Below are 19,755 nucleotides of genomic sequence, written 5' to 3'. Positions count from 1 at the left end.
GGGATTGACTCCCTTGCGGTGATGGGCTGCACCTTACGCAGATTCCCGACCCTGCCAACTAATTTTTTCACCTTCTCGAATGATTTTCCCCGCGTAAGATAGGACCGTGATCGACTCTCCATCCCCACAACACATTCTCGTTACGGGCGCTACCGGCATGGTGGGCAGCCGATTAGTGACTTCACTAAAAAACGCAGGCCACCGCGTGACGACAGTCAGCCGCTCTGCCTCGTCGCCGGATTCCGTCGCATGGAACCTCACCACAGGCGAATTCGACCTCTCCGCCACCGATCCCATCGACGCCGTAGTACACCTCGCCGGTGCCGGCGTGGCCGACAGCCGCTGGAGCGAAAAGCGCAAACAAATCATCCGCAAGAGCCGCACGGAATCCGCCGCCTTGCTCGCGCGTGAACTCGTCGAACGCAATGCCCACCCGGTGACAGCCTTCGTCTCGGCCAGCGGCGCGTCCTGCTACCCTGCCGACGGTGAGGAAAAGGACGAATCCGCACCGATCAGCCGCGACACCTTCCTCGGCGACGTCGTCCACGACTGGGAGGCCGCAGCGGATCCATTCCGCGCCGCCGGCATCCGCACCACCCACCTGCGCATGGGCGCCATCCTCAGCCCCGACGGGGGCGCGCTGGCGAAACTCACGCCAATTATCAAGACCGGACTCGGTGGTCACGTCGGCAATGGCCGCCAACACTTCCCATGGATCAGCATCGAGGATGTGGTCCGCCTTTTCACCGAATCGCTGGACAACCCAACCTACTCCGGAGCTATCAATGCGGTGGCACCACAGTTGCTCACCAATGCCGAGTTCACCCAAGCTCTCGCCAAACAACTCCACCGCCCCGCATTCCTGCCCGTGCCGGCATTCGCCATGCGTCTGGTGTTCGGTCAAATGGCAGACGAAGTCTTCCTCAACGACCTTGTCCCCGTCCCCGGTCGTCTCACCAAGGAGCTTGGCTATCAGTTCGCCCACCCCACCATCGACAAAGCCCTGAAGGAACTGATGAATCAATGAACGCGAGAAATCAGCCAGGCCCCATCAGTTGCACGGCCTGGCGATAGCGCCTAACCATAGCGTCTTGCTATGAAATCACTTCTCACATCCTCTCTCGCCATCGCCCTGGCCGCCGGGCTCGCATCGTGCGGAAAGCAACCAGCGCCAACAAGCGAATCCGCTCTCCCTGACGCATTGCCAACGGAAACCGAGCTCACCACCAAGCCGGCCACCGAGCAACCTGTCGAAGCCGCGCCAACGCCTGCGCCCCCGGAGCCCGCCCCCGCATTCTCCATGACCAGAGACGCATTGGCCGCCCTGATCAAGAACAGCCACAGGCAAACCGTTTTCGAGCAACTCGGCGAACCCTTCGAGAAGGACGAGAACATCAACAAGTACCGCCATAACATCTGGCGCTACCGCGGCGAAATCACCAACGCCCCCTCGATCTCCACCCTCGAACTCGTCGTCGGGTCGGGCAAATCTCCCAAGATTCTCTCGTTCGGCTACCCGGAAACCTACGAGGCCTCCCGCCAGGACACCATGATGGACGAGGACGCATTCCGTGCCGCCGTCGCCGATAAGACCGAAAGCGAAATCATCTCAGCACTCGGTGCCCCCACATTCTACTCCACAACGACAGATCTCTTTGGTGAGCCCTACTACGGAATCATCTACCGCATGTGGATCCGGCGCGACAACAATGCCTACCCCGGTGCCACCATCAACTTCAAAAACGGGAAGTACACCGGCTACTCATTTCACATGGATGAAGTGAAGGAGCTCGGTGAGTAAAAAAATAGCCAAGCTGGAACACACAGCTCCAGCTTGGCAAAATCCAGCGTCCGCACGCTGCGGACTCCCCTGCTATTCGCCCAGCAACTTGTCGGCGATGGACCGGATGGCACGTGGGTAGAGAATGTGCTCTTTCTCCTGGATGCGGGCGTGAAGCGATTCCGCAGTGTCATCCGCTAGCACCGGCACCGACTCCTGGTCGATGATCGATCCAGTGTCCATTCCGGCATCGACGTAATGCACGGTGCATCCGCTCTCGGTCGCACCGGCTTCCACCGCCTGCTTCCAGGCGTGCAGTCCTTTGAACGCCGGCAGCAACGACGGGTGAATGTTCACCATCCGGCCCTCGAACGCATCGAGCAACGGCGGCTTGACCATCCGCATGAAGCCCGCCAAACAAACCAAGTCCACACCAGCCGCCTTCAAGCGATCGGCAATCTCCTTCTGGGCCGCTTCGCCGAGCTTGGTCTTGTAAGGACCCGGATCAACATAAACCGACTCGTAACCGGCATCCTTCGCTCGCTGGTGGACGCGGGCGTCTTTCACATCGGAGATGACCGCCACGATCTCGGCATCGAGCTCACCGGCGACGATGGCGTCGTGGATTGCCTGCATGTTACTGCCCGACCCACTGGCGAGCACACCGATGCGCAGTTTTCGTTTAGCTCCGTTGGATTCGCTGTCTCGCATTTTCTTTACTGTGGATGAAGTAGACCGCCCGGGAACGAGCGACAAAATTTGAATCTCCGCCCCGGCATTCTCCAACGCCGCGCGCTCTTCCGGGTTGAGTGAATCGACGGTGTAATCGCCGCCCTTGGCGTACACATCCGGCTGCAGTGCATCAATCACCGAAGTGGCGCGCTGACCGGAGAACACCACCACGCCATCGACCGCACGCAACGCAGCCATCACTTCGGCCCGATCGTCCTGATCGTTCAACGGACGCCCAGCTCCTTTGAGCTCACGCACCGAGGCGTCGTCATTCAACGCGACCACCAGAGCATCGCCCAGATCGCGGGCCTGCTGCAGGTAGCGCACGTGCCCGGCATGGACCAAATCAAAGCAGCCATTGGTAAAGACCAAGCGCTTGCCGGCCGCACGCAGTTGCTCGCGCCACTCAACGGCTTGATCGAGAGTCATCACACCACCGACGGTGCAGAACTGGGCTGATTCGGATGCGTTGGTCATAGAGTCTCACTGATGCCCCGCTCCACGCCCAATTGCAAGCGTCGGTGCGCCACTCCAAGATTCTCCTCGCATTTGCGCGGGCTGAATCGTTATCTATCCGCCATGGATCCTAGAATTCCCGAACTCGCACGCCAACTCATCCGTTACTCGGTGGAACTCAAACGCGGCGAATCCGTGCTGCTCGACTTGCACGACTGCCCGGATGAGCTCGCCATCGCTCTGATCCGCGAAGCCAAGGCCGTCAAAGCTGCGGCCTTCGTCAACCTCCACCACTCCAGGGTTTCGCGCGAACTCGCCATCTCGTCCGGAGATGACTATCTCGACATCCAAGCCGGCCTGCTGCAGGCGCAGATGGAGAAAATGGATGCCTACATCGCGGTGCGCGGCGCATTCAACATCTCGGAAATGAACGACGTGCCGGCCAAGACCCAGCAGAAGATCATGGAGAAGATGCGCCCGATCCAAAACTACCGGGTGAACAACACCCGCTGGTGCGTGCTGCGCTGGCCAACCCCATCGATGGCGCAGCAGGCATCGATGTCGACCGAAGCTTTTGAGGACTTCTACTACCGCGTTTGCCTGCTCGACTACAAAGCGATGAAGCCCGCCATGAATGCCCTCAAGCGCGTCATGGACCAGGCGGAGGACGTCCGCATCACCGGCCCCGGCACCGACCTCACCTTCTCGATCAAAGGACTCGGCTCCCAGGTCTGCGGAGGCCACCGCAATATCCCCGACGGCGAAGTCTTCACCGCTCCTGTTAAAAATTCCGTCAACGGCACGCTCACCTACAACACTCCAACCGTCTACCGCGGCACGTCATTCGACAACGTCGTGCTTGAGTTCGAACACGGCAAGATCGTCAAGGCAACTTCCAACAACACCAAGGAGCTCAACAAAATCCTCAACTCGGACCCAGGTGCCCGCTACATCGGAGAGTTCGCTCTCGGCTTCAACCGCGAAATCCTCTACCCAATGCGCGATATTCTCTTCGACGAGAAGATCGCCGGATCGTTCCACTTCACCCCAGGACAGGCCTACGAGGGCGACGCCGACAACGGCAACCGCTCACAAGTCCACTGGGACATGGTCTGCATCCAACGCCCGGACTACGGCGGCGGCGAAATCTACTTCGATGGGAAGTTGATCCGCAAAGACGGCCAATTCGTGCCCAAGTCCCTCCAAAAACTTAACTACTAGCCGGTTAACCCATGACGTCACTTGCAATTCAGCAAGATTGACCGATCCACTCAGGGACAGCGCGAGCATCATCGCGCTGTCCCTCATTTTTAACAACCGCCAACCTACCTACCCACCATGCCGGAAATGCTCTCACTCGCGCTGTTACTCTTCTTGGTGATGGACCCATTCGGCAACCTGGTGGTGGTTAACTCACTGTTAGGAAAGCACACCACTCCAAAGAGGCGGCAGATCCTTCTGCGCGAGAGCGCGATCGCGACGGTCATCTTACTCACCACGGCCTGGGGCGGAAAGTGGCTCCTGAGCGCTCTGGGCCTCGGCCAGGCATCCTTGAGCATTTCTGGCGGCATCGTATTGTTCATGATCGCGATTGGGATGCTCTTCCCGTCCCGCCGGATGATCGACGATGAAATCGACGACAACCCATTGATCGTCCCACTGGCGATGCCCTTGATCGCCGGCCCGAGCGCCCTCTCGATGGTCATTCTTTTCGGCGAAAAGCACACTGGAATCGACGTCTATGGCGCGATCCTGCTCGCCTCCGCCGCTTCCGCCTTCATCCTCTGGGCCTCACCTTGGGTCTTCGCGTTCCTCGGTCGCCGCGGAGCCAACGCACTTGAGCGCCTCATCGGCATGCTCTTGATCATGATCTCGGTGCAAATGGTAATCGACGGCGTCAGTTCGTATCTCAACCTACCTAATCCATAGCCATAGGCGGCGACCAGGCGCTGTGCACCCTCACCCGGGTCCCCGGACGACACAGCGGATACAACCGCTCCATCGCTGGACGCACCACCCGGATGCACCCGTGCGACGCCGGATAGCCCGGCACGTTGCCAATGTGCATCCCAATCCCGGTGTGCGTGAGACGCATCCACATCGGCATCGATGCACCGACGAATTTCGCTCCCGCGGGTAGCGGATCCTCACGCACCGCCGCGTCGTAGCGAACCACCCGCCCGGTGTCGATATCCACAAAGCGCCCGTACAGATTGGATGCGTGGTTCGCCTTCTTGGACAACACGGAATACGAACCAGCAGGCGTCGCGTAGCCGTACTTGCCGGTTGCCACCGGAAAATCCATCACCACGTACCCGCCGTCTTTGAGCAGATACCCTCGCTGATCAGCCAACGAGATCTTCACGCTGCTATTCGAGGAATTGACCTGCTCCAACAACGGCGAATTCACGTACACCTGCCGCTTCCAGCCTTCCGTCTGGCGGAATGCCTGATGTTGGTTCGACCACAACTCCGGCCCACTCAAAGGCTCCACGGTTTCGCAAGAACATAGCAAACACGCCGCACTTACCATCAGCCACGACACGCACGCACGACCTAATCCGGGAAACCTCATCCTTAAGTTTCCTACCCGATAAAACGCTGTATGACAAGCTCACGCTAATGCGCCAGCCGCCTAACGTCTCGGCTGACTCTCGTCATCACTCCACCGCAACTCCCCCATGCCACCAGACTCGCCATAGGGCTCGCTGGCGTAGACGTGCTCATCCTCACCTGCCGTACGTTTCGCCGGATCCAGCACGCGCACTTGTTTGACAAGCGCCAGAAACTCCGCCCGGCGGCCGTCCAAATCCTCACCAACAGCAGACGCAGCCAGCTTGCCGATGGTATCAAAGTTCATCTCATTCTCATCGAGGTCGCCCTTCAGACGCAGCCCGAATGCAGACACAGCCACCGCGAAGCGGAAGTCGTCGTCCATTGAGTTCCAGTCCGACGGCTCGGAGCTCACGCTCACCGCATGCCGCTCGTAACGCAATGACCCCGGCTCGCGGAAAACCACCCGCACATTGAGCAAGTCGTCAGACATTCCATCCGCATCACGAGCAAACATTCCAGCGTGCAATCCTACCGGGTGGGGCTTCCCTGCCTGACGCAAGCCCCGTTCGCCCTTGAGCACATCGGTGGTTGCAAGATCACCAGCAGCCATCGGAATCACTTCATAAATCGCCGTGACCGTCTGGCCACTGAGCAACTCACCACCAACCAAATCGGCTTCACGATCCACGCCCACCCCCGCATCCTGCGAGCACTGCGCATAGCCCAAAAGGCGGTACCCCTTCACCATTGCCGGGTTGAAGTCAGCAATCACCCCCAGATCCTTCACGATCACATCGCCGCGCCCATCCATGCTGTCCTTGGCGCGGATGCCAATACAAACCAACGCATTTTGCGGGTTCCAAGGGCAAACACCGGTCTCCACATTCAAGCGCACCTTCTCGCCGAAATCCGGTTTCGGATAGCTGTATGGGAAATAGTTCACCAACTCCTCCACCGCTACATTCTCGCTGGACGGCAACGCGGACTCACGGCGCACCTTCGTCCACAAAGTCTCGTAGAAGTCCGAATTCGCTACTACCGGCACCGCCGATCGACTCTGGTCACGCACCAGTCGGAAACCATCTTCCTGCTCTTCCTCGCTCAAAAGCGAATCACCGGCCAACTCCTCCAGCACCTCTTCGTACAACGCCTCATCATCCACCAGAAACCCCGGCCCTTCCCACTCAGCCATCTGATTGGCAAAAGCCACCACCTTGGGGCGCTTCACCTGCTCGCGTGGGGTAGTCTTGAAATCCCGCATATCGGCGGCTTCCTCATGAACAGGATCGTCGGAAGCCACCCCTCCGAACCCTTTCACCACTTTGATTTGATAGCCGGTCACCACCACGGCGACCACCGCCGCCGCCACCGAGATCGCGTTCAACGCACGCGCCGTCGGCGAGAAGAATGCCTGACGCACCTTCGGGCGCCTGCCTGAACGTTCGCCAAAAACCATCTTACGGAACCGCTCACCCCGCGGGCGCTTCTCGGTTCTCGCTGCCAGCACGGCATCCAATTCATCAAGCACCTGATCCCGCTGCCCGTCGCTCAAACCTCCCGGCCCCATGCGCAACTCCTTCTCCAAGGCACGCGCCATATCCGACTGCGCCTGCGCTTCTCGACGCAAATCCGCATTCCCCCTCATCTCCGCCTGCACATCGAGTTCATCCAATGCAGCCAACTCACCCATCAGGTAGTCGGTGATTTGATGATCTGGATCAGGAGTACTCATTCTTCTACAAAACGGTCGCTACGATTTATTGATTAGAAAATTCATCAGGAAGTGCAAATCGCAATCTCCCTAAGATCCAACCAAACAACTCAGCACCATCACCTCAAGCCCCTACATCCCGCCGGAAAACACACTCAACTCAGAACCACTCGTCTGCCCTCGTCGCGCCACTTTCTCCCGCAGCACCTTCAGCCCGGTGTGCAGAAGAAACCCCACATTCCCTGTCTTCAACCCCGTCACTTCCGAAATCTCCTGGTAACTCATTCCCTGCTGGAAACGCAAAAGAATCACCTCGCGCTGGTTGTGCGGCAACTCGCGCACCATCGTCAGCAACTCGGAACTTTGATCACACCGCTCGGAAAACGAAGCGGGATCCACCACCTTGTCATCACAACTGTCCGGCACACCCTCGGATGGAACCATCCGGCTCTCCTTGCGGATCACATCGAACGCTCGGTTGCGGGCCACGGTGTAAAGCCACGCTTTTGTGTTCTCGCGTACTTTGCTCGGCTGCTGACGGCACAGCTTGAGAAAGGCATCTTGCACGACATCACGTGCCCGCTCGTAATCCCCGGCCAACAACCCCGCCGTATAATGAACCAACGCCGCTTCGTGGTCGCGTAAAGACGACTCCACCAGAGAGCGCATCTCAAGGATCTCAGATTCAGTCAATGGGGTCATTCTCTTGAACTCGGGGGATAAATCAAAACGTCGAGCAAACCTCAGACTCTCGAAACACGTTGAAGACCACAATGTTCCGATCGTCAGCCGCGGCCAACATAAGTAGCTTTTATGGAATATCCAAGAGTTTTTCCATCGGCCTAATCCCCGCCTCCCGCATTGCCCGCGATTCCTACCACAACTCCGCAATCCGGCACAGATCCACCGGATCGCCCCGCAGCCGCATCACCGGATCAAGCGCATCCATCAAGGATCCCCCCGATCCATGCAATGTTGCGCGGCCCGCACCACAAATCCCGCCAAGACAATGCAAAGATTCCGGTATTTTGCCACCCGCGCTGAATTGACAATCACCTGTCCTACTTCATGCTACCGCAGGGTCACAACCTGACCGCAGGAAGCCCGACACTCTCATTGCGATGGCATCACCTACTGTACTCTTCGTTTGCACCGGCAACACATGCCGCAGCCCTCTGGCGGAAGGCCTTCTTCGTCACGCCCTGGGTGATTCATCCGACATCAAAGTCGCATCCGCTGGTGTAGCCGCCGGATACGGGGAACCAGCCAACCCGGAAACCCTGGCAGTTCTTGACGAGGTCGGCATCGATCTCGCAAACCACCAATCGCAACCGACAGACGATCAGGTCATCGCTGACGCAACCTGGATCATCGCCATGACGCGCAGCCATCGCGACGCCCTGACCGCATTTTTCCCAGCAGCCCAGGACCGCACATTCCTGCTCAGCGACTTCATCGAAGAGCCAGCCAGCATCGACGTGCCTGATCCAATCGGCATGGGACGAGCCGCCTATCTTCAAACCCGCGACGTCATCGTCGACGCTATTCCCGGCATCCTGAAGGCCATCGCCGCCACCAAGGCAGGCTAAGCACACACCCGATTTACCCAAAAACCAACACTGCCACAGCTATGCAAGTATCCATCGCCGCAGACCACGGAGGCGTCGACCTCAAAGCCGCCATCACCGCCACTCTCACCGCGGCTGGCATCGACTTCACCGACCACGGAACCAACAGCACCGATTCGTGCGATTACTCGGACGTGGCCCCAGCCGTCTGCCAGGACGTGCGCCTCAAGAAGGCCAATCTGGGAATCCTCGTCTGCAAGAGCGGCGTTGGAATGAGCTTGGCAGCCAACCGAATCCACGGCATCCGCGCCGCCCTCGTTACCACCGCGGATGGAGCTCGCGTTTCGCGCGAACACAACAACGCCAACGTGCTCTGCCTGGCGTCCAACCTGACCACCGCGGAAGCCGCAGGCGACATCGTCAAAGCGTTCCTCGAGGGTCAGTTCGAAGGGGGCCGCCACCAGCGCCGCCTCACCAAAGCCGATGGCAGCGTGCTCGCATTCCAGGATCCGGAACTCGCCTCGATCATCGCCGACGAAGAACTTCGCCAGACCGAAAACATCGAACTCATCGCATCGGAAAACTTCACCTCGCTCGCAGTCCGCGAAGCGCAGGGCAGCGTCCTCACCAACAAATACGCCGAGGGCTACCCGGGCCGCCGCTGGTACGGTGGATGCGAAAACGTCGACAAGATCGAGCAGATCGCCATCGACCGCGCCAAGGAGATCTACGGTGCCGATCACGCCAACGTCCAGCCACACTCGGGCTCGCAGGCCAACACCGCAGTCTATTTCTCGGTGCTCAAGCCGGGCGACCGTATCCTCACCATGGATCTCGCCCACGGCGGACACCTCACCCACGGCCACAAAGCCAACTTCTCCGGCCAACTCTACGACGTCACCCACTACGGCGTCTCGGAGCAAGACGAGTGCATCGATTACGACGCCCTCGAAGAACTCGCCGAAGAGTGCCAGCCACAAATGATCACCGCAGGTGCCTCGGCTTACCCGCGTGTCATCGATTGGGAGCGCATGGCCGCAATCGCCAAGAAGGTCGGTGCTTACCTCTTCGTCGACATGGCCCACATCGCCGGCCTCGTTGCCGCAGGCCAGCACCCAAGCCCAGTGCCACACGCCGACTTCGTCACCACCACCACGCACAAGTCGCTGCGCGGACCACGCGGCGGTCTCATCCTTTGCAAGGAAGAGTACGCCAAGAAGATCGACGGCAAGGTATTCCCAGGCATCCAAGGCGGTCCGCTGATGCACGTCATCGCCGCAAAGGCGGTGTGCTTCGGTGAAGCGCTCAAGCCTGAGTTCAAAGACTACCAGGCTCAGATCGTGGCCAATGCCAAGGCACTCGCTGCAGCTCTCGAAGCCAAAGGCTTCCGCATCGTTTCCGGTGGAACCGACAACCACTTGATGATGGTCGACCTCCGCCCTAAAGGCATCAACGGATCTGACGCCCAGATCCTCCTCGACGAAGCCGGCATCACCGTGAACAAGAACGCGATCCCATTCGACACAGGCTCCCCAATGAAGCCAAGCGGTATCCGCATCGGCACCCCGGCGGTCACCACCCGCGGCATGAAGGAAGCCGAAATGGAGCAAATCGCCACGTGGATCGCCGACGCGATCGAGAAGCGCGACGACGAAGCAGCACTCAAGGCCATCAAGGCGGAGGTTGCTGCATTCAACCAGCGCTTCCCGCTTCCATAAGCCCGCCCGCTCTTTCCTCATCACGCCGGGCGGAGAACTCTCTCCGTCCGGCCTATTTTTAACCCAACACCCACAGGCAGCTCAGCCCCCGCATCGCTCGCCAGTGTGGGCCAACACGACGCCTGCGTCCGACCGTCCCTCAAGTCAGGCACCGCACACCACGACCCTACTATGACCGATAATCCGTTTCGCGAGGAACAAGTCGCCCGCAACATCGCCGAGCAATGCACCATCGTCATCTTTGGTGCCACAGGCGACCTCACCCACCGCAAGCTGGTTCCCGCTATTTACAACATCGCGGCCGACGGAGAACTCCCTCACGGCACCCGCATCGTAGGCTTTGCCCGCCGCGACAAGTCCGACGAACAGTTCCGCCAGGAGCTCGCCGAGATGAACGCAAAAGTCTCGCGCCAGGGCCACAGCGACACACTTTGGGACAGCTACGCCGAAAACATTCACTACCACCAGAGCACGTTCACCGACCTCGACGGCTACAAGTCGCTGGCAAAGCGCCTCGATGAATTGGAAGACGCCGCCGGTGGCCCATGCAACCGCTTGTTCTACCTGGCAAGTGCCCCTGAGTTCTTCGACGACATCCTCGAGAACCTCAAGGAAGCCGGCCTCAACCAGGCCCGTGGTGACAAGTGGTCGCGCGTCATCGTCGAAAAACCATTCGGCAAGGACCTCGCCACCGCCAAGCACCTCAACGAAGTGGTCAACGCCACATTCGAAGAAAAGGACACCTACCGCATCGACCACTACCTCGGTAAGGAAACCGCTCAGAACATCATGGTGCTGCGCTTTGCCAACGCCATCTTCGAGCCGCTCTGGAACAATCAGTTCATCGACCACGTCCAGATCACCTGCTCCGAAGACCTCGGCATGGAAGGCGGACGCGGCGGCTACTACGACACCGCAGGTGCACTGCGCGACATGGTCCAAAACCACCTGCTCCAGTTGCTCAGCCTCGTCGCCATGGAGCCACCGGTCGACCTCAGCGCCGATGGCGTCCGCGACGCCAAGGTAAACGTTCTCCGCTCGCTGCGTCCGATGCCAACCGCCGAGGACGTCGCCGCCAACGTCGTGCGTGGCCAGTACACCGCCGGCTCGATCAACGGCAACAGCGTGCCAGGCTACCGCGAAGAAGACCGCGTCAACCCGCAGTCGATGACCGAAGCCTACGTCGCCCTGCGACTCCATATCGACAACTGGCGCTGGGAAGGCGTGCCATTCTTCGTCCGCGTTGGAAAACGCCTGCCAAAGAAGTCGACCGAGATCTCGATCCACTTCAAGAAGGCACCGAACGTACTCTTCAACCGCGACAACACCAGCGGCCGCGAAAACGTACTGGTCATCCGCATCCAGCCGGACGAGGGCCACTCGCTGCGCATGGTTTCCAAGATCCCGGGTGCCACCACCCGCATGGAGAGCGTCAAGATGGACTTCCGCTACGCCACCAGCTTCGGCAAGGCATCGCCGGAGGCCTACGAACGCCTCCTGCTCGACGCCATGGCTGGTGACGCCACCCTTTTCGCCCGCCGCGACGAAGTGGAAAACGCCTGGAAGTTCATCGACCAGATCGAGCACGCCTGGCACCAGTCAGACAACCCACCGCCAATGGCCGAATTCGAAGCCGGATCGTGGGGCCCTGCCGAAGCCGACGCCCTTCTCGCCGAAGGCGGACGCACCTGGCGCCGACTGTAGACCAACTACTACTGCATGGGACTTGCCTTTTCTCCACCAGCCCCAACAAAGCGCTGATGGAGATCACCCCCCAATTTCCAAGCGCATGAAGGCCATCTTGTCCTCGTTGAAGTACACGAGATGCTGACCGTTGGGCGACACCGCCAGATGGTTGAGCTGTAATGCTCTTTCTTCGGGCGAACTCGCAATCGGACCGACAGGAGCAAAGGTCTTCGCCTCTAAATCGACAAGAAAAACCAAGCGGTACCCTCCTCCATAGCCAACCGCCAGAATCCGATCCTCTGAGATCACCTGAAGCGGCCGGGCGTCCAAGCCCCAAGTAGCGTCATATCTTGGCGGGATGCCTCGCTCTGAGACCCGTGTCGAGCGTTTAGGCATATCGTGAAGGCTAATTCGCTGATCGAGGACGATGAGGTGGTCATCAGCAAAAACTTGGAGGGTCTGGATCCTGCCGCGCAAGGGGAAACTGGTCTCGGTAAAACGAGGGGTAAAAATGGGCTGGGTCGGACCAAGCTGCATCGAGAAACAGTCGAGCCGAGATTTGTAAGCTACATTGCCGTTGGTCCGGGTAACTTCCTTCCATCGAGAGATAAGAAAGAACCCTCCATTCGGAATGGCAGCAATCCGGGATTGATCTCCGATCACAGGTGTATTCATTTGGCAATCAGCGGTCGCCGGCGATTCGTAAACGGTGGTCAGCGCTCCGGCCTTAGAGATTCGCTGGATGCCGGTCGGCTTGGTCTTCCAGGTCAAAAAGACCACATTACCCCGATCGTCGACAGCCATCTGCTGAGGAACTTCACCGTCGTAACTACAGATATACTTCTCCTGGTAGCCGATGGGGGCGACACGCTTTGTCTTGAAGGTCGAACGCCGCTCTCTCTTGACCGCGGTTACATCCAGCCCATCGGTAATCTTCATTGCATCGAGTGCTTCCAGCAGCTTCGGATCCACTGGATCGAGGGCACGCACTTCCGTCCAAGTGTAGTTATCCACCCGATCCTGAAGGTACGTTTGATCAGCCCCAGAAAGAGAGTCGATGGGAATTGTGAATTCCGCACCATCGTGACGAAGAAGAGTGACGGTCTGGTCCTTGGAGTCAATGTCCACCAGAGTTGCCTTGATGCTCTGACCTGCCTTGTTCCTCCACTGCCTGCTGACTTCCTTGGCCATTGAGGTCGGGCAAAGACAAAGAAAAAGGAAAGCGAACGACAGAACACTCAAGCAATAGAATCGGTGCAACATAAATGCTGGGAAGTGGTTTCGTTTTCACCAGTCAGCTTGAACAAAACGCTACTGGAGAAATGTGAGAGTTGAGGTGAAAAATGTTAATGAGAGGCGGACCTTGCCACACGAGGTGACCGTAGCCGCTCACCCAGCGGTGCCAAGCTAATAACCGACAGCAGGTATCGCTTGCTGACTTTCAACCCAAGGTATGCGCTTTCGCCAGATTGAGGCACGACGCTCATGGACGCGGTGTAATGCCTCCCGCCCCCTCCCCAAAGGATCTCGAAATTCCTCATTGAGATCGATACCGCGATCCCAATCTCTATCGAACTGATCGGTATGGGATCCGGATCAGGAAGAAGATAAAGATAAGGACCGAATCTCCGACTCACCCAACCGGATTGAGATATCGACGAGAATATCGGTATCCACCTCACATCACAGACGTAAACTTTCGTGCACCGATACACCGGAATCCCTTGACTCGACGGGATTCCTCGCTATCGGTCACGTCCTTGTCCATCGCGGGCTCAAAAAACTCGCTGTTGGTCTCCGGGATAGCCACCAACCCGTTGGTGGAAACAAGCCCGCCGGAGGTAACCCAGCGCACCTGATATTATATGTCAACAACACTCGCTCGATTCGAACTCCCGAACCGCCTCGTCAAAAACGAGGACACCGCCACCGATACCTTCGCAACCTTCGTTGCCGAACCATTTGAAAGCGGCTTCGGTCACACCATCGGCAACTCCCTGCGCCGCGTTCTCCTTTCATCCCTTGAAGGCGCTGCCATCACATCCGTGAAGATCGCCGGTGCTCAGCACGAATTCACCTCGCTTCCAGGCGTGGTCGAAGACGTCACCGAAATCATCCTCAACCTCAAAAAGGTTAAGTTCTCCCACAACAGCGAGGACAAAGAACCACGCGTGCTGACCATCAGCGTGGACAAGGAAGGTGCCGTCACCGCTGGTGACATCACCGAAGACAACCACTACGGTGTCATCAACAAAGACCAGGTGATCTGCCACCTCGACCGCAAGACCAAGTTCGAAGCCGAACTCGAAGTGCGCGTCGGCCGCGGATTCAACACCGGCGAAGAAAACAAGACCAAGGACATGCCGATCGGCGTCATCGCCATCGACTCGATCTTCTCGCCTGTGATCCGCGTCAAATACGCCGTGGAAAACACCCGTGTCGGACAAAAGACCGACTACGACAAACTCATCCTCGAACTCTGGACCGACGGCCGCATCGAGCCATCCGACGCCGTGCTCCAGGCTTCCGCCATCCTTCGCAAGCACCTCGACGTCTTCGTCAACTACGACGACTCGCTGGTGAACTTCGACGAAGCTCCTGAAGCTCAAAACGAAGAGAACGCTGAACTCAAGCGCCTCCTCAACATGAGCGTCAACGAAATCGAGCTCTCCGTCCGTGCCGCGAACTGCTTGAACAACGCAAACATCACCAGCGTTGGCCAGCTCGCCATGAAGACCGAGGCAGAAATGCTTCGCTACCGTAACTTCGGTAAGAAGTCCCTCAACGAGATCAAGGAAAAGCTCTCCGAGCTTGGCCTCTCGCTCGGCATGAACATCGACTCGTCGTTGATGGAAGGCATCAGCTCGATCAGCCCATTGGCTTCCGCCGACACCTACGGTGGTCTTGCAGACCTCATCAACCAGAACCTCGACGACTAAGCTTCGTCAGCTCAACCACATCCTGTTTATCCAACCACGTCACCATCATGAGACATTCACGCAAAGTTTCTAAGCTCAAGCGCACCGCAGCACACCGTCGCTCGCTCCTTGCCAACCTCGTTTGCTCGTTGGTCGAGCACGGCCGCATCCGCACCACCCTGGCAAAAGCCAAGGCTGTGCGCCCGGTTGCAGAGAAAATGGTCACCCTTGGTAAGCGCGGCGATCTTCACGCCCGCCGTCAGGCCGTTGCCTTCCTCCGTCACAAGTCCATCGTGAAGGAGCTCTTCGACAACGTGGCTCCTGCCAACGCCGACCGCCAGGGCGGATACACCCGTATCACCAAGCTCGGTCAGCGCGCCAGCGACTCCGCTGAAATGGCCATCATCGAGTGGGTCGACCTCGCTGCCATCAAGGCTCCTAAAGAGGAAGCCGCTCCTGCAGCAGCTGAAGAGTCGAAGGACTAATCCTTCCCTCTGATCCGCAAAATCACCAATCCGCCCGGTTGCCTCCCAGCAGCCGGGCGGATTTTTTTTGCCCGGCAAGCGCTCAGCCGCCACACCGCCACACCGCCGACCCGTCCAATCAAAAAAAACGAGCACCGGAGGTGCGCCCCAGCGCAGCCTATGCCAACGGCATGGGTTCACTGCCCACGCCTATCGAGCCCGGCAAGGGCAACACAACCGCCGCCCATCCAGACTTCCAGACTTCCAGACTTCCAGACTTCCAGACTTCCAGACTTCCAGACTTCCAGACTTCCAGACTTCCAGACTTCCAGACTTCCAGACTTCCAGACTTCCAGACTTCCAGACTTCCAGACTTCCAGACTTCCGATCCCGCGGTCGCGGGACTACGCCGAAAGCGTAGCATCCAGAACTACCTACCAACGTACCCCTGGGCGATCGGAATCCGCCGCCCCATCCCGAATGCCTTGGACGTCACACGCACACCAGGGGCGGCCTGCTGACGCTTCCATTCATTCAAGTCCACACGGCGCGCAATCCACTTCACCGTCTCCTCATCGAATCCTTCGTCGGCAATCTCCGCAATGCTCATCCCCTTCTCGACATAGCACTCCAGAATGGCATCCAGCACAGCATACTCTGGCAAACTGTCCTGATCGCGCTGATCCGGACGCAGCTCGGCACTCGGCTCTTTGCGAATCGTATTCCACGGAATGCGCTCTTCCTCGCGATTGATCCACTTGGACAACGCGTAGACATCAGTCTTCGGCAGATCACTGATCACCGCCAGCCCCCCGCACATATCGCCGTAAATCGTACAATACCCCACCGCCAGCTCACTCTTGTTGCCAGTGGTCAACAACAGCGAACCGAACTTGTTCGAGATCGCCATCAAGGAGACACCACGCAAACGAGCCTGAATGTTTTCCTCGGTAAGGTCCGGCTCTTTGCCCGCAAACACCTCAGCCAACGACGCGTTGACCGACGCAAACATATCGTCGATCCGGATCGTGTGACTCTTGATCCCCAAATTCTCACACAGGGCCAACGCGTCATCGATACTGTGCTGCGACGAGTAAGGGCTCGGCATCAACACACCTGTCACGTTCTCCGGCCCCAGCGCATCAGCCGCGATAGCAGCGACCAATGCAGAGTCGATCCCGCCACTCAACCCCAACACCACCGACTTGAAACCACACTTGGTCACGTAATCACGCACACCAAGTGTCAGCGCGCCCATCCACTCGGCACAGCCATCCGCCGGCCAGCTCGAAGTCGGGTCGATCCCCAAGCCCGCAACACGGCCACGCGCACTCAAATCTATGACCGTAGTGGCCGGCTTGAACGCAGGCAACACAGCCGCCGTATCACCCTCCGCGGTGACCGCGAACGAGCTACCATCGAAAACCAATTGGTCGTTACCCCCAACCACGTTGCAATACGCAATCGGCACGCCAAGCGAGCGCGCCTTCGATTGCAACATCGCCACGCGTGCACGCGGCTTGCCCGAGTGGTACGGCGATGCACTCAAGTTCACGATGATTTCCGCCCCATCGGCAACCAGCTGCGATGCCGGATCCTCGCGGTACAAGTTCCCCGGCAAATAGTCATCAGTCCAAATGTCCTCACAAATCGTGATCCCCACCTTGCGGCCGCCAATCTCCACCACCCGACGCTCACGCGCTTTGGCAAAGTAACGAGCCTCGTCAAACACGTCATAGCTCGGCAGACGCGACTTGTGCACGGTATCCACCACACAGCCCCCCTGCAGCACCGACGCACTATTGTAGAATGGGTTCCCCTCACGATCGTGGTTGCGGGAAACATGCCCCACAACCAGCGCCACATCACCCGTCACCCCGGCAATCTTCTTCAATGCATCGAGATTGTCCGGCACAAAGCGAGACTTCCACAACAAATCCCTCGGCGGGTACCCGGTAATCGCCAACTCTGGAGTAATCACCAGCTCAGCCCCTTGGGCGACAGCTGCCTGATACTCACGAATGATCGCCTCGGTATTTGCCTCGATGGCACCGATGGTCGGGTTGATCTGAAGGAATCCAATACGCATGATTCTCGCGGGATAATAATTTGAATAGATCGGCATCCAGGACGCATGGGACGACAATGCCCCACCCTCGGATCACCAAAGACCGTTGTGGCCGGTTTGCAGAATATAAACGCCAAGGACCAGGTTTGCCACCGCATGCATTGCCACGCACGCAGCCAAGCTCTTGGTCTTGACCGCAACCCAATACACCAGCGCCCCCCACAAGGCCGCCACAAAATAGTCCGCAGGCTGGTGCACAATCACCACAAAAAACGTGACAATCCCGAAGACCCGCCAGTTATGCGTCCCGAACGGCGTACTGGTGAACGGCTTGTCCATATCCACCAGATAGCGCATCAGGAAGCCCCGCCACAGGAACTCCTCCACAAATGCCACCACAATCGTCATCCGGATCAAGCGCAACGCAATTGCCCAGCCGGACCACTCGACCAAATACGGATCGAACCCATCCTCACGCTCGCGCACGCCGAGATACTCCCACCACTCGGGAATCTCAGCACCAGCAGCAGTCAATCGATAGTAAATCTCAGTCGGCGCAATCCACAGCGCGATCCCAACGACCCCACAGATCAGACCGAGCAGCACGTTGCGCCAGGTTGTGTTGGTCCATTCATAATGCTTCCACCACACCGCGATCATCGCGCCACAGAGTACCGTCTGCAGCGGGTAGATCCAGTGCTGCGGCATCTGCACGTACCAAGGCGCGCTCGGGTGCTTGTGCGCAAAAAGCGGTACCAATGCCAACAGCAACTGAAACACCACCATCGGCCCGATATAGGCCGTGGCGGGCTGACGCATCATCCGTTTGAGGGCTGGGGTTCCCATTGGATCAGATGACTTATTCTAACTCTCAGTTGCCGCCACTTCGTCAGCGCAAGGCGCAGCCACCGGCTCTACCCCGATCGACTTGAGAAAACGCCCCATTCGAGTCATTGCCTCACGCAGTTCATCAAAGCTCGTCGCATAACAGCAACGCAGGAAACCTGCACCAGCCTCGCCAAAAGCATCACCAGGTACAGCCGCCACGTTCTCAGCCTCGAGCAAGCCCTTGGCAAACTCGCTGCTCGTCATGCCCGTGCCGCGAATGTCTGGGAACACATAGAAACCACCACCCGGATCACAGGTCGGTAGCCCCAATTCGTTCAGCTTGCGAACCATGAACTGACGGCGCTGGTCATACGAACGGCGCATTTCCTCCACCGCAGGAGCCCCATTTTCCAGCGCCTCGACTGCAGCAGCCTGGCTGGTGATCGGAGCACAAAGCGCACCGTACTGGTGGATCTTCATCATCGCGTCGATCAAAACCGCAGGCCCGCAGGCATAGCCCAAACGGAAACCGGTCATCGCGAATGCCTTGGAGAAACCGTGTAGCAAAATCGTGCGCTCGCGCATCCCCGGAAGCGCCACGATCGACTGATGCTTCTCCTCGGTGTAACGCAGCTCGCTGTAGATCTCATCGGTGATCACGATCAAGTTGTGCTTGATGCTCAGCTCCGCGATCTTCTCCATCTCCACCGGATCAAGCGTCGCGCCCGTAGGGTTGGTCGGGAAGTTCAACATCAACACCTTGCTCTGCGGGGTGATCACTTTCTCGATCTCTTCCGCACGCAAGGAAAAGCCATCCTCCACGTAGGTCTTCACCGGCACCGCTTTGCCCAACGCCATCGCAATGCTCGGGCTGTACGAAACATAACAAGGCTCGTGGTAAATCACTTCCTCGCCCGGATTGATCAGCGCACGCAGTGCAAGATCGATCGCCTCGGACACACCAACCGTTACCAAAATCTCATCGGCATCGTTATAGCGCACGCCGAAAAAGTCCTCGACGTAATCGCTGATCGCACTGCGCAAGCGCGGCGCTCCAAGGTTCGAGGTATAGCTGGTCTGACCTTTTTCCAGCGAGTAGATCGCAGCTTCGCGGATGTGCCATGGCGTGCAAAAGTCCGGCTCCCCCACACCGAGTGAGATCACCCCTTCACGGCCCTGCACCAGCTCGAAGAAATCGCGGATCCCGGATCGCGGAATGTTCGCAATGTGGCCAGCCACCATGGACTTCAAATTCAATCCCTCTGACATC

The 19,755-nt window shown here is 58.5% G+C and carries 18 protein-coding genes; 9 read left to right on the top strand and 9 right to left on the bottom strand.

What is annotated here, in order from left to right:
• Nucleotides 1-106 precede the first annotated feature (106 nt).
• Both G3M56_RS07675 and G3M56_RS07670 read left to right on the top strand, forming a co-directional pair.
• Complete coding sequence (locus G3M56_RS07675) at nucleotides 107-1,027, top strand: TIGR01777 family oxidoreductase (RefSeq protein WP_164361737.1); 921 nt, start codon at nucleotides 107-109, stop codon at nucleotides 1,025-1,027.
• Nucleotides 1,028-1,096: 69 nt separating this feature from the next.
• The gene (locus tag G3M56_RS07670) at nucleotides 1,097-1,801 is read left to right on the top strand and encodes a hypothetical protein (protein WP_164361735.1); all 705 of its coding nucleotides are present in this window, start codon (nucleotides 1,097-1,099) and stop codon (nucleotides 1,799-1,801) included.
• Between the two features lie 72 nt (nucleotides 1,802-1,873).
• On the opposite strand, the gene purN is transcribed toward G3M56_RS07670, so the two are convergent.
• A complete protein-coding gene (gene purN / locus G3M56_RS07665; protein ID WP_235203315.1) occupies nucleotides 1,874-2,989 on the bottom strand; it encodes a phosphoribosylglycinamide formyltransferase in 1,116 nt (371 codons plus the stop codon).
• Nucleotides 2,990-3,091: 102 nt separating this feature from the next.
• Between purN and G3M56_RS07660 the strand changes: the two genes are divergently transcribed.
• Nucleotides 3,092-4,189: an aminopeptidase gene (locus G3M56_RS07660; RefSeq protein ID WP_164361733.1), complete on the top strand. Its 1,098-nt coding sequence runs from the start codon at nucleotides 3,092-3,094 to the stop codon at nucleotides 4,187-4,189.
• 117 nt (nucleotides 4,190-4,306) lie between these two features.
• Complete coding sequence (locus tag G3M56_RS07655) at nucleotides 4,307-4,897, top strand: MarC family protein (protein ID WP_164361732.1); 591 nt, start codon at nucleotides 4,307-4,309, stop codon at nucleotides 4,895-4,897.
• Here the strand turns inward: G3M56_RS07655 and G3M56_RS07650 are convergent.
• The 3 genes from G3M56_RS07650 to G3M56_RS07640 all read right to left on the bottom strand — a co-directional run bounded on the left by G3M56_RS07650 (nucleotide 4,887) and on the right by G3M56_RS07640 (nucleotide 7,937).
• Entirely contained in the window at nucleotides 4,887-5,462 is a 576-nt protein-coding gene (locus G3M56_RS07650) for a L,D-transpeptidase (RefSeq protein ID WP_164361730.1), read from the bottom strand. The two genes, G3M56_RS07655 and G3M56_RS07650, sit on opposite strands and share 11 nt — an antisense overlap.
• Nucleotides 5,463-5,603: 141 nt before the next feature.
• Nucleotides 5,604-7,256 carry a YfbK domain-containing protein gene (locus G3M56_RS07645; protein ID WP_164361729.1) on the bottom strand — a complete coding sequence of 551 codons (1,653 nt, stop codon included), beginning with the start codon at nucleotides 7,254-7,256 and terminating at the stop codon, nucleotides 5,604-5,606.
• A 111-nt stretch (nucleotides 7,257-7,367) separates the two neighbouring features.
• Nucleotides 7,368-7,937, bottom strand: a complete 570-nt coding sequence (locus G3M56_RS07640) for an RNA polymerase sigma factor (RefSeq protein WP_164361727.1) — start codon at nucleotides 7,935-7,937, stop codon at nucleotides 7,368-7,370.
• 419 nt (nucleotides 7,938-8,356) lie between these two features.
• Here G3M56_RS07640 and G3M56_RS07635 point away from each other — a divergent pair, with 419 nt between their 5' ends.
• From G3M56_RS07635 to zwf, 3 genes are all read left to right on the top strand, one after another.
• Nucleotides 8,357-8,824, top strand: a complete 468-nt coding sequence (locus tag G3M56_RS07635; protein WP_164361725.1) for a low molecular weight protein arginine phosphatase — start codon at nucleotides 8,357-8,359, stop codon at nucleotides 8,822-8,824.
• Nucleotides 8,825-8,865: 41 nt separating this feature from the next.
• Nucleotides 8,866-10,521 (top strand): ribose 5-phosphate isomerase B, encoded by a 1,656-nt coding sequence (gene rpiB, locus G3M56_RS07625; protein WP_164361723.1) that lies wholly within the window; start codon nucleotides 8,866-8,868, stop codon nucleotides 10,519-10,521.
• A gap of 171 nt (nucleotides 10,522-10,692) precedes the next feature.
• The gene (gene zwf, locus G3M56_RS07620) at nucleotides 10,693-12,225 is read left to right on the top strand and encodes a glucose-6-phosphate dehydrogenase (RefSeq protein ID WP_164361721.1); all 1,533 of its coding nucleotides are present in this window, start codon (nucleotides 10,693-10,695) and stop codon (nucleotides 12,223-12,225) included.
• Nucleotides 12,226-12,288: 63 nt separating this feature from the next.
• On the opposite strand, the gene G3M56_RS07615 is transcribed toward zwf, so the two are convergent.
• A complete protein-coding gene (locus tag G3M56_RS07615) occupies nucleotides 12,289-13,398 on the bottom strand; it encodes a hypothetical protein (protein WP_164361719.1) in 1,110 nt (369 codons plus the stop codon).
• Nucleotides 13,399-14,072: 674 nt separating this feature from the next.
• On the opposite strand from G3M56_RS07615, the gene G3M56_RS07610 reads away from it, so the two are divergent.
• Together G3M56_RS07610 and rplQ are read left to right on the top strand one after the other, a co-directional pair.
• Entirely contained in the window at nucleotides 14,073-15,146 is a 1,074-nt protein-coding gene (locus G3M56_RS07610; RefSeq protein ID WP_164361717.1) for a DNA-directed RNA polymerase subunit alpha, read from the top strand.
• Nucleotides 15,147-15,193: 47 nt separating this feature from the next.
• The gene (gene rplQ, locus G3M56_RS07605) at nucleotides 15,194-15,610 is read left to right on the top strand and encodes a 50S ribosomal protein L17 (protein ID WP_164361715.1); all 417 of its coding nucleotides are present in this window, start codon (nucleotides 15,194-15,196) and stop codon (nucleotides 15,608-15,610) included.
• 157 nt (nucleotides 15,611-15,767) lie between these two features.
• Here rplQ and G3M56_RS07600 read toward each other — a convergent pair whose 3' ends face one another.
• From G3M56_RS07600 to G3M56_RS07585, 4 genes are all read right to left on the bottom strand, one after another.
• Nucleotides 15,768-16,013 carry a hypothetical protein gene (locus G3M56_RS07600; RefSeq protein ID WP_235203314.1) on the bottom strand — a complete coding sequence of 82 codons (246 nt, stop codon included), beginning with the start codon at nucleotides 16,011-16,013 and terminating at the stop codon, nucleotides 15,768-15,770.
• A 6-nt stretch (nucleotides 16,014-16,019) separates the two neighbouring features.
• Nucleotides 16,020-17,678: an NAD+ synthase gene (locus G3M56_RS07595; RefSeq protein WP_164361711.1), complete on the bottom strand. Its 1,659-nt coding sequence runs from the start codon at nucleotides 17,676-17,678 to the stop codon at nucleotides 16,020-16,022.
• Nucleotides 17,679-17,750: 72 nt separating this feature from the next.
• Nucleotides 17,751-18,503 carry a CAAX prenyl protease-related protein gene (locus G3M56_RS07590; RefSeq protein ID WP_164361709.1) on the bottom strand — a complete coding sequence of 251 codons (753 nt, stop codon included), beginning with the start codon at nucleotides 18,501-18,503 and terminating at the stop codon, nucleotides 17,751-17,753.
• Nucleotides 18,504-18,521: 18 nt separating this feature from the next.
• Nucleotides 18,522-19,754: an aminotransferase class I/II-fold pyridoxal phosphate-dependent enzyme gene (locus G3M56_RS07585; protein ID WP_164361707.1), complete on the bottom strand. Its 1,233-nt coding sequence runs from the start codon at nucleotides 19,752-19,754 to the stop codon at nucleotides 18,522-18,524.
• Nucleotide 19,755 lies beyond the last annotated feature (1 nt).

It is taken from the genome of Sulfuriroseicoccus oceanibius (assembly GCF_010681825.2).
GTDB classification, from domain to species: domain Bacteria; phylum Verrucomicrobiota; class Verrucomicrobiia; order Verrucomicrobiales; family SLCJ01; genus Sulfuriroseicoccus; species Sulfuriroseicoccus oceanibius.
This window is presented reverse-complemented; position numbering and strand designations above follow the sequence as displayed.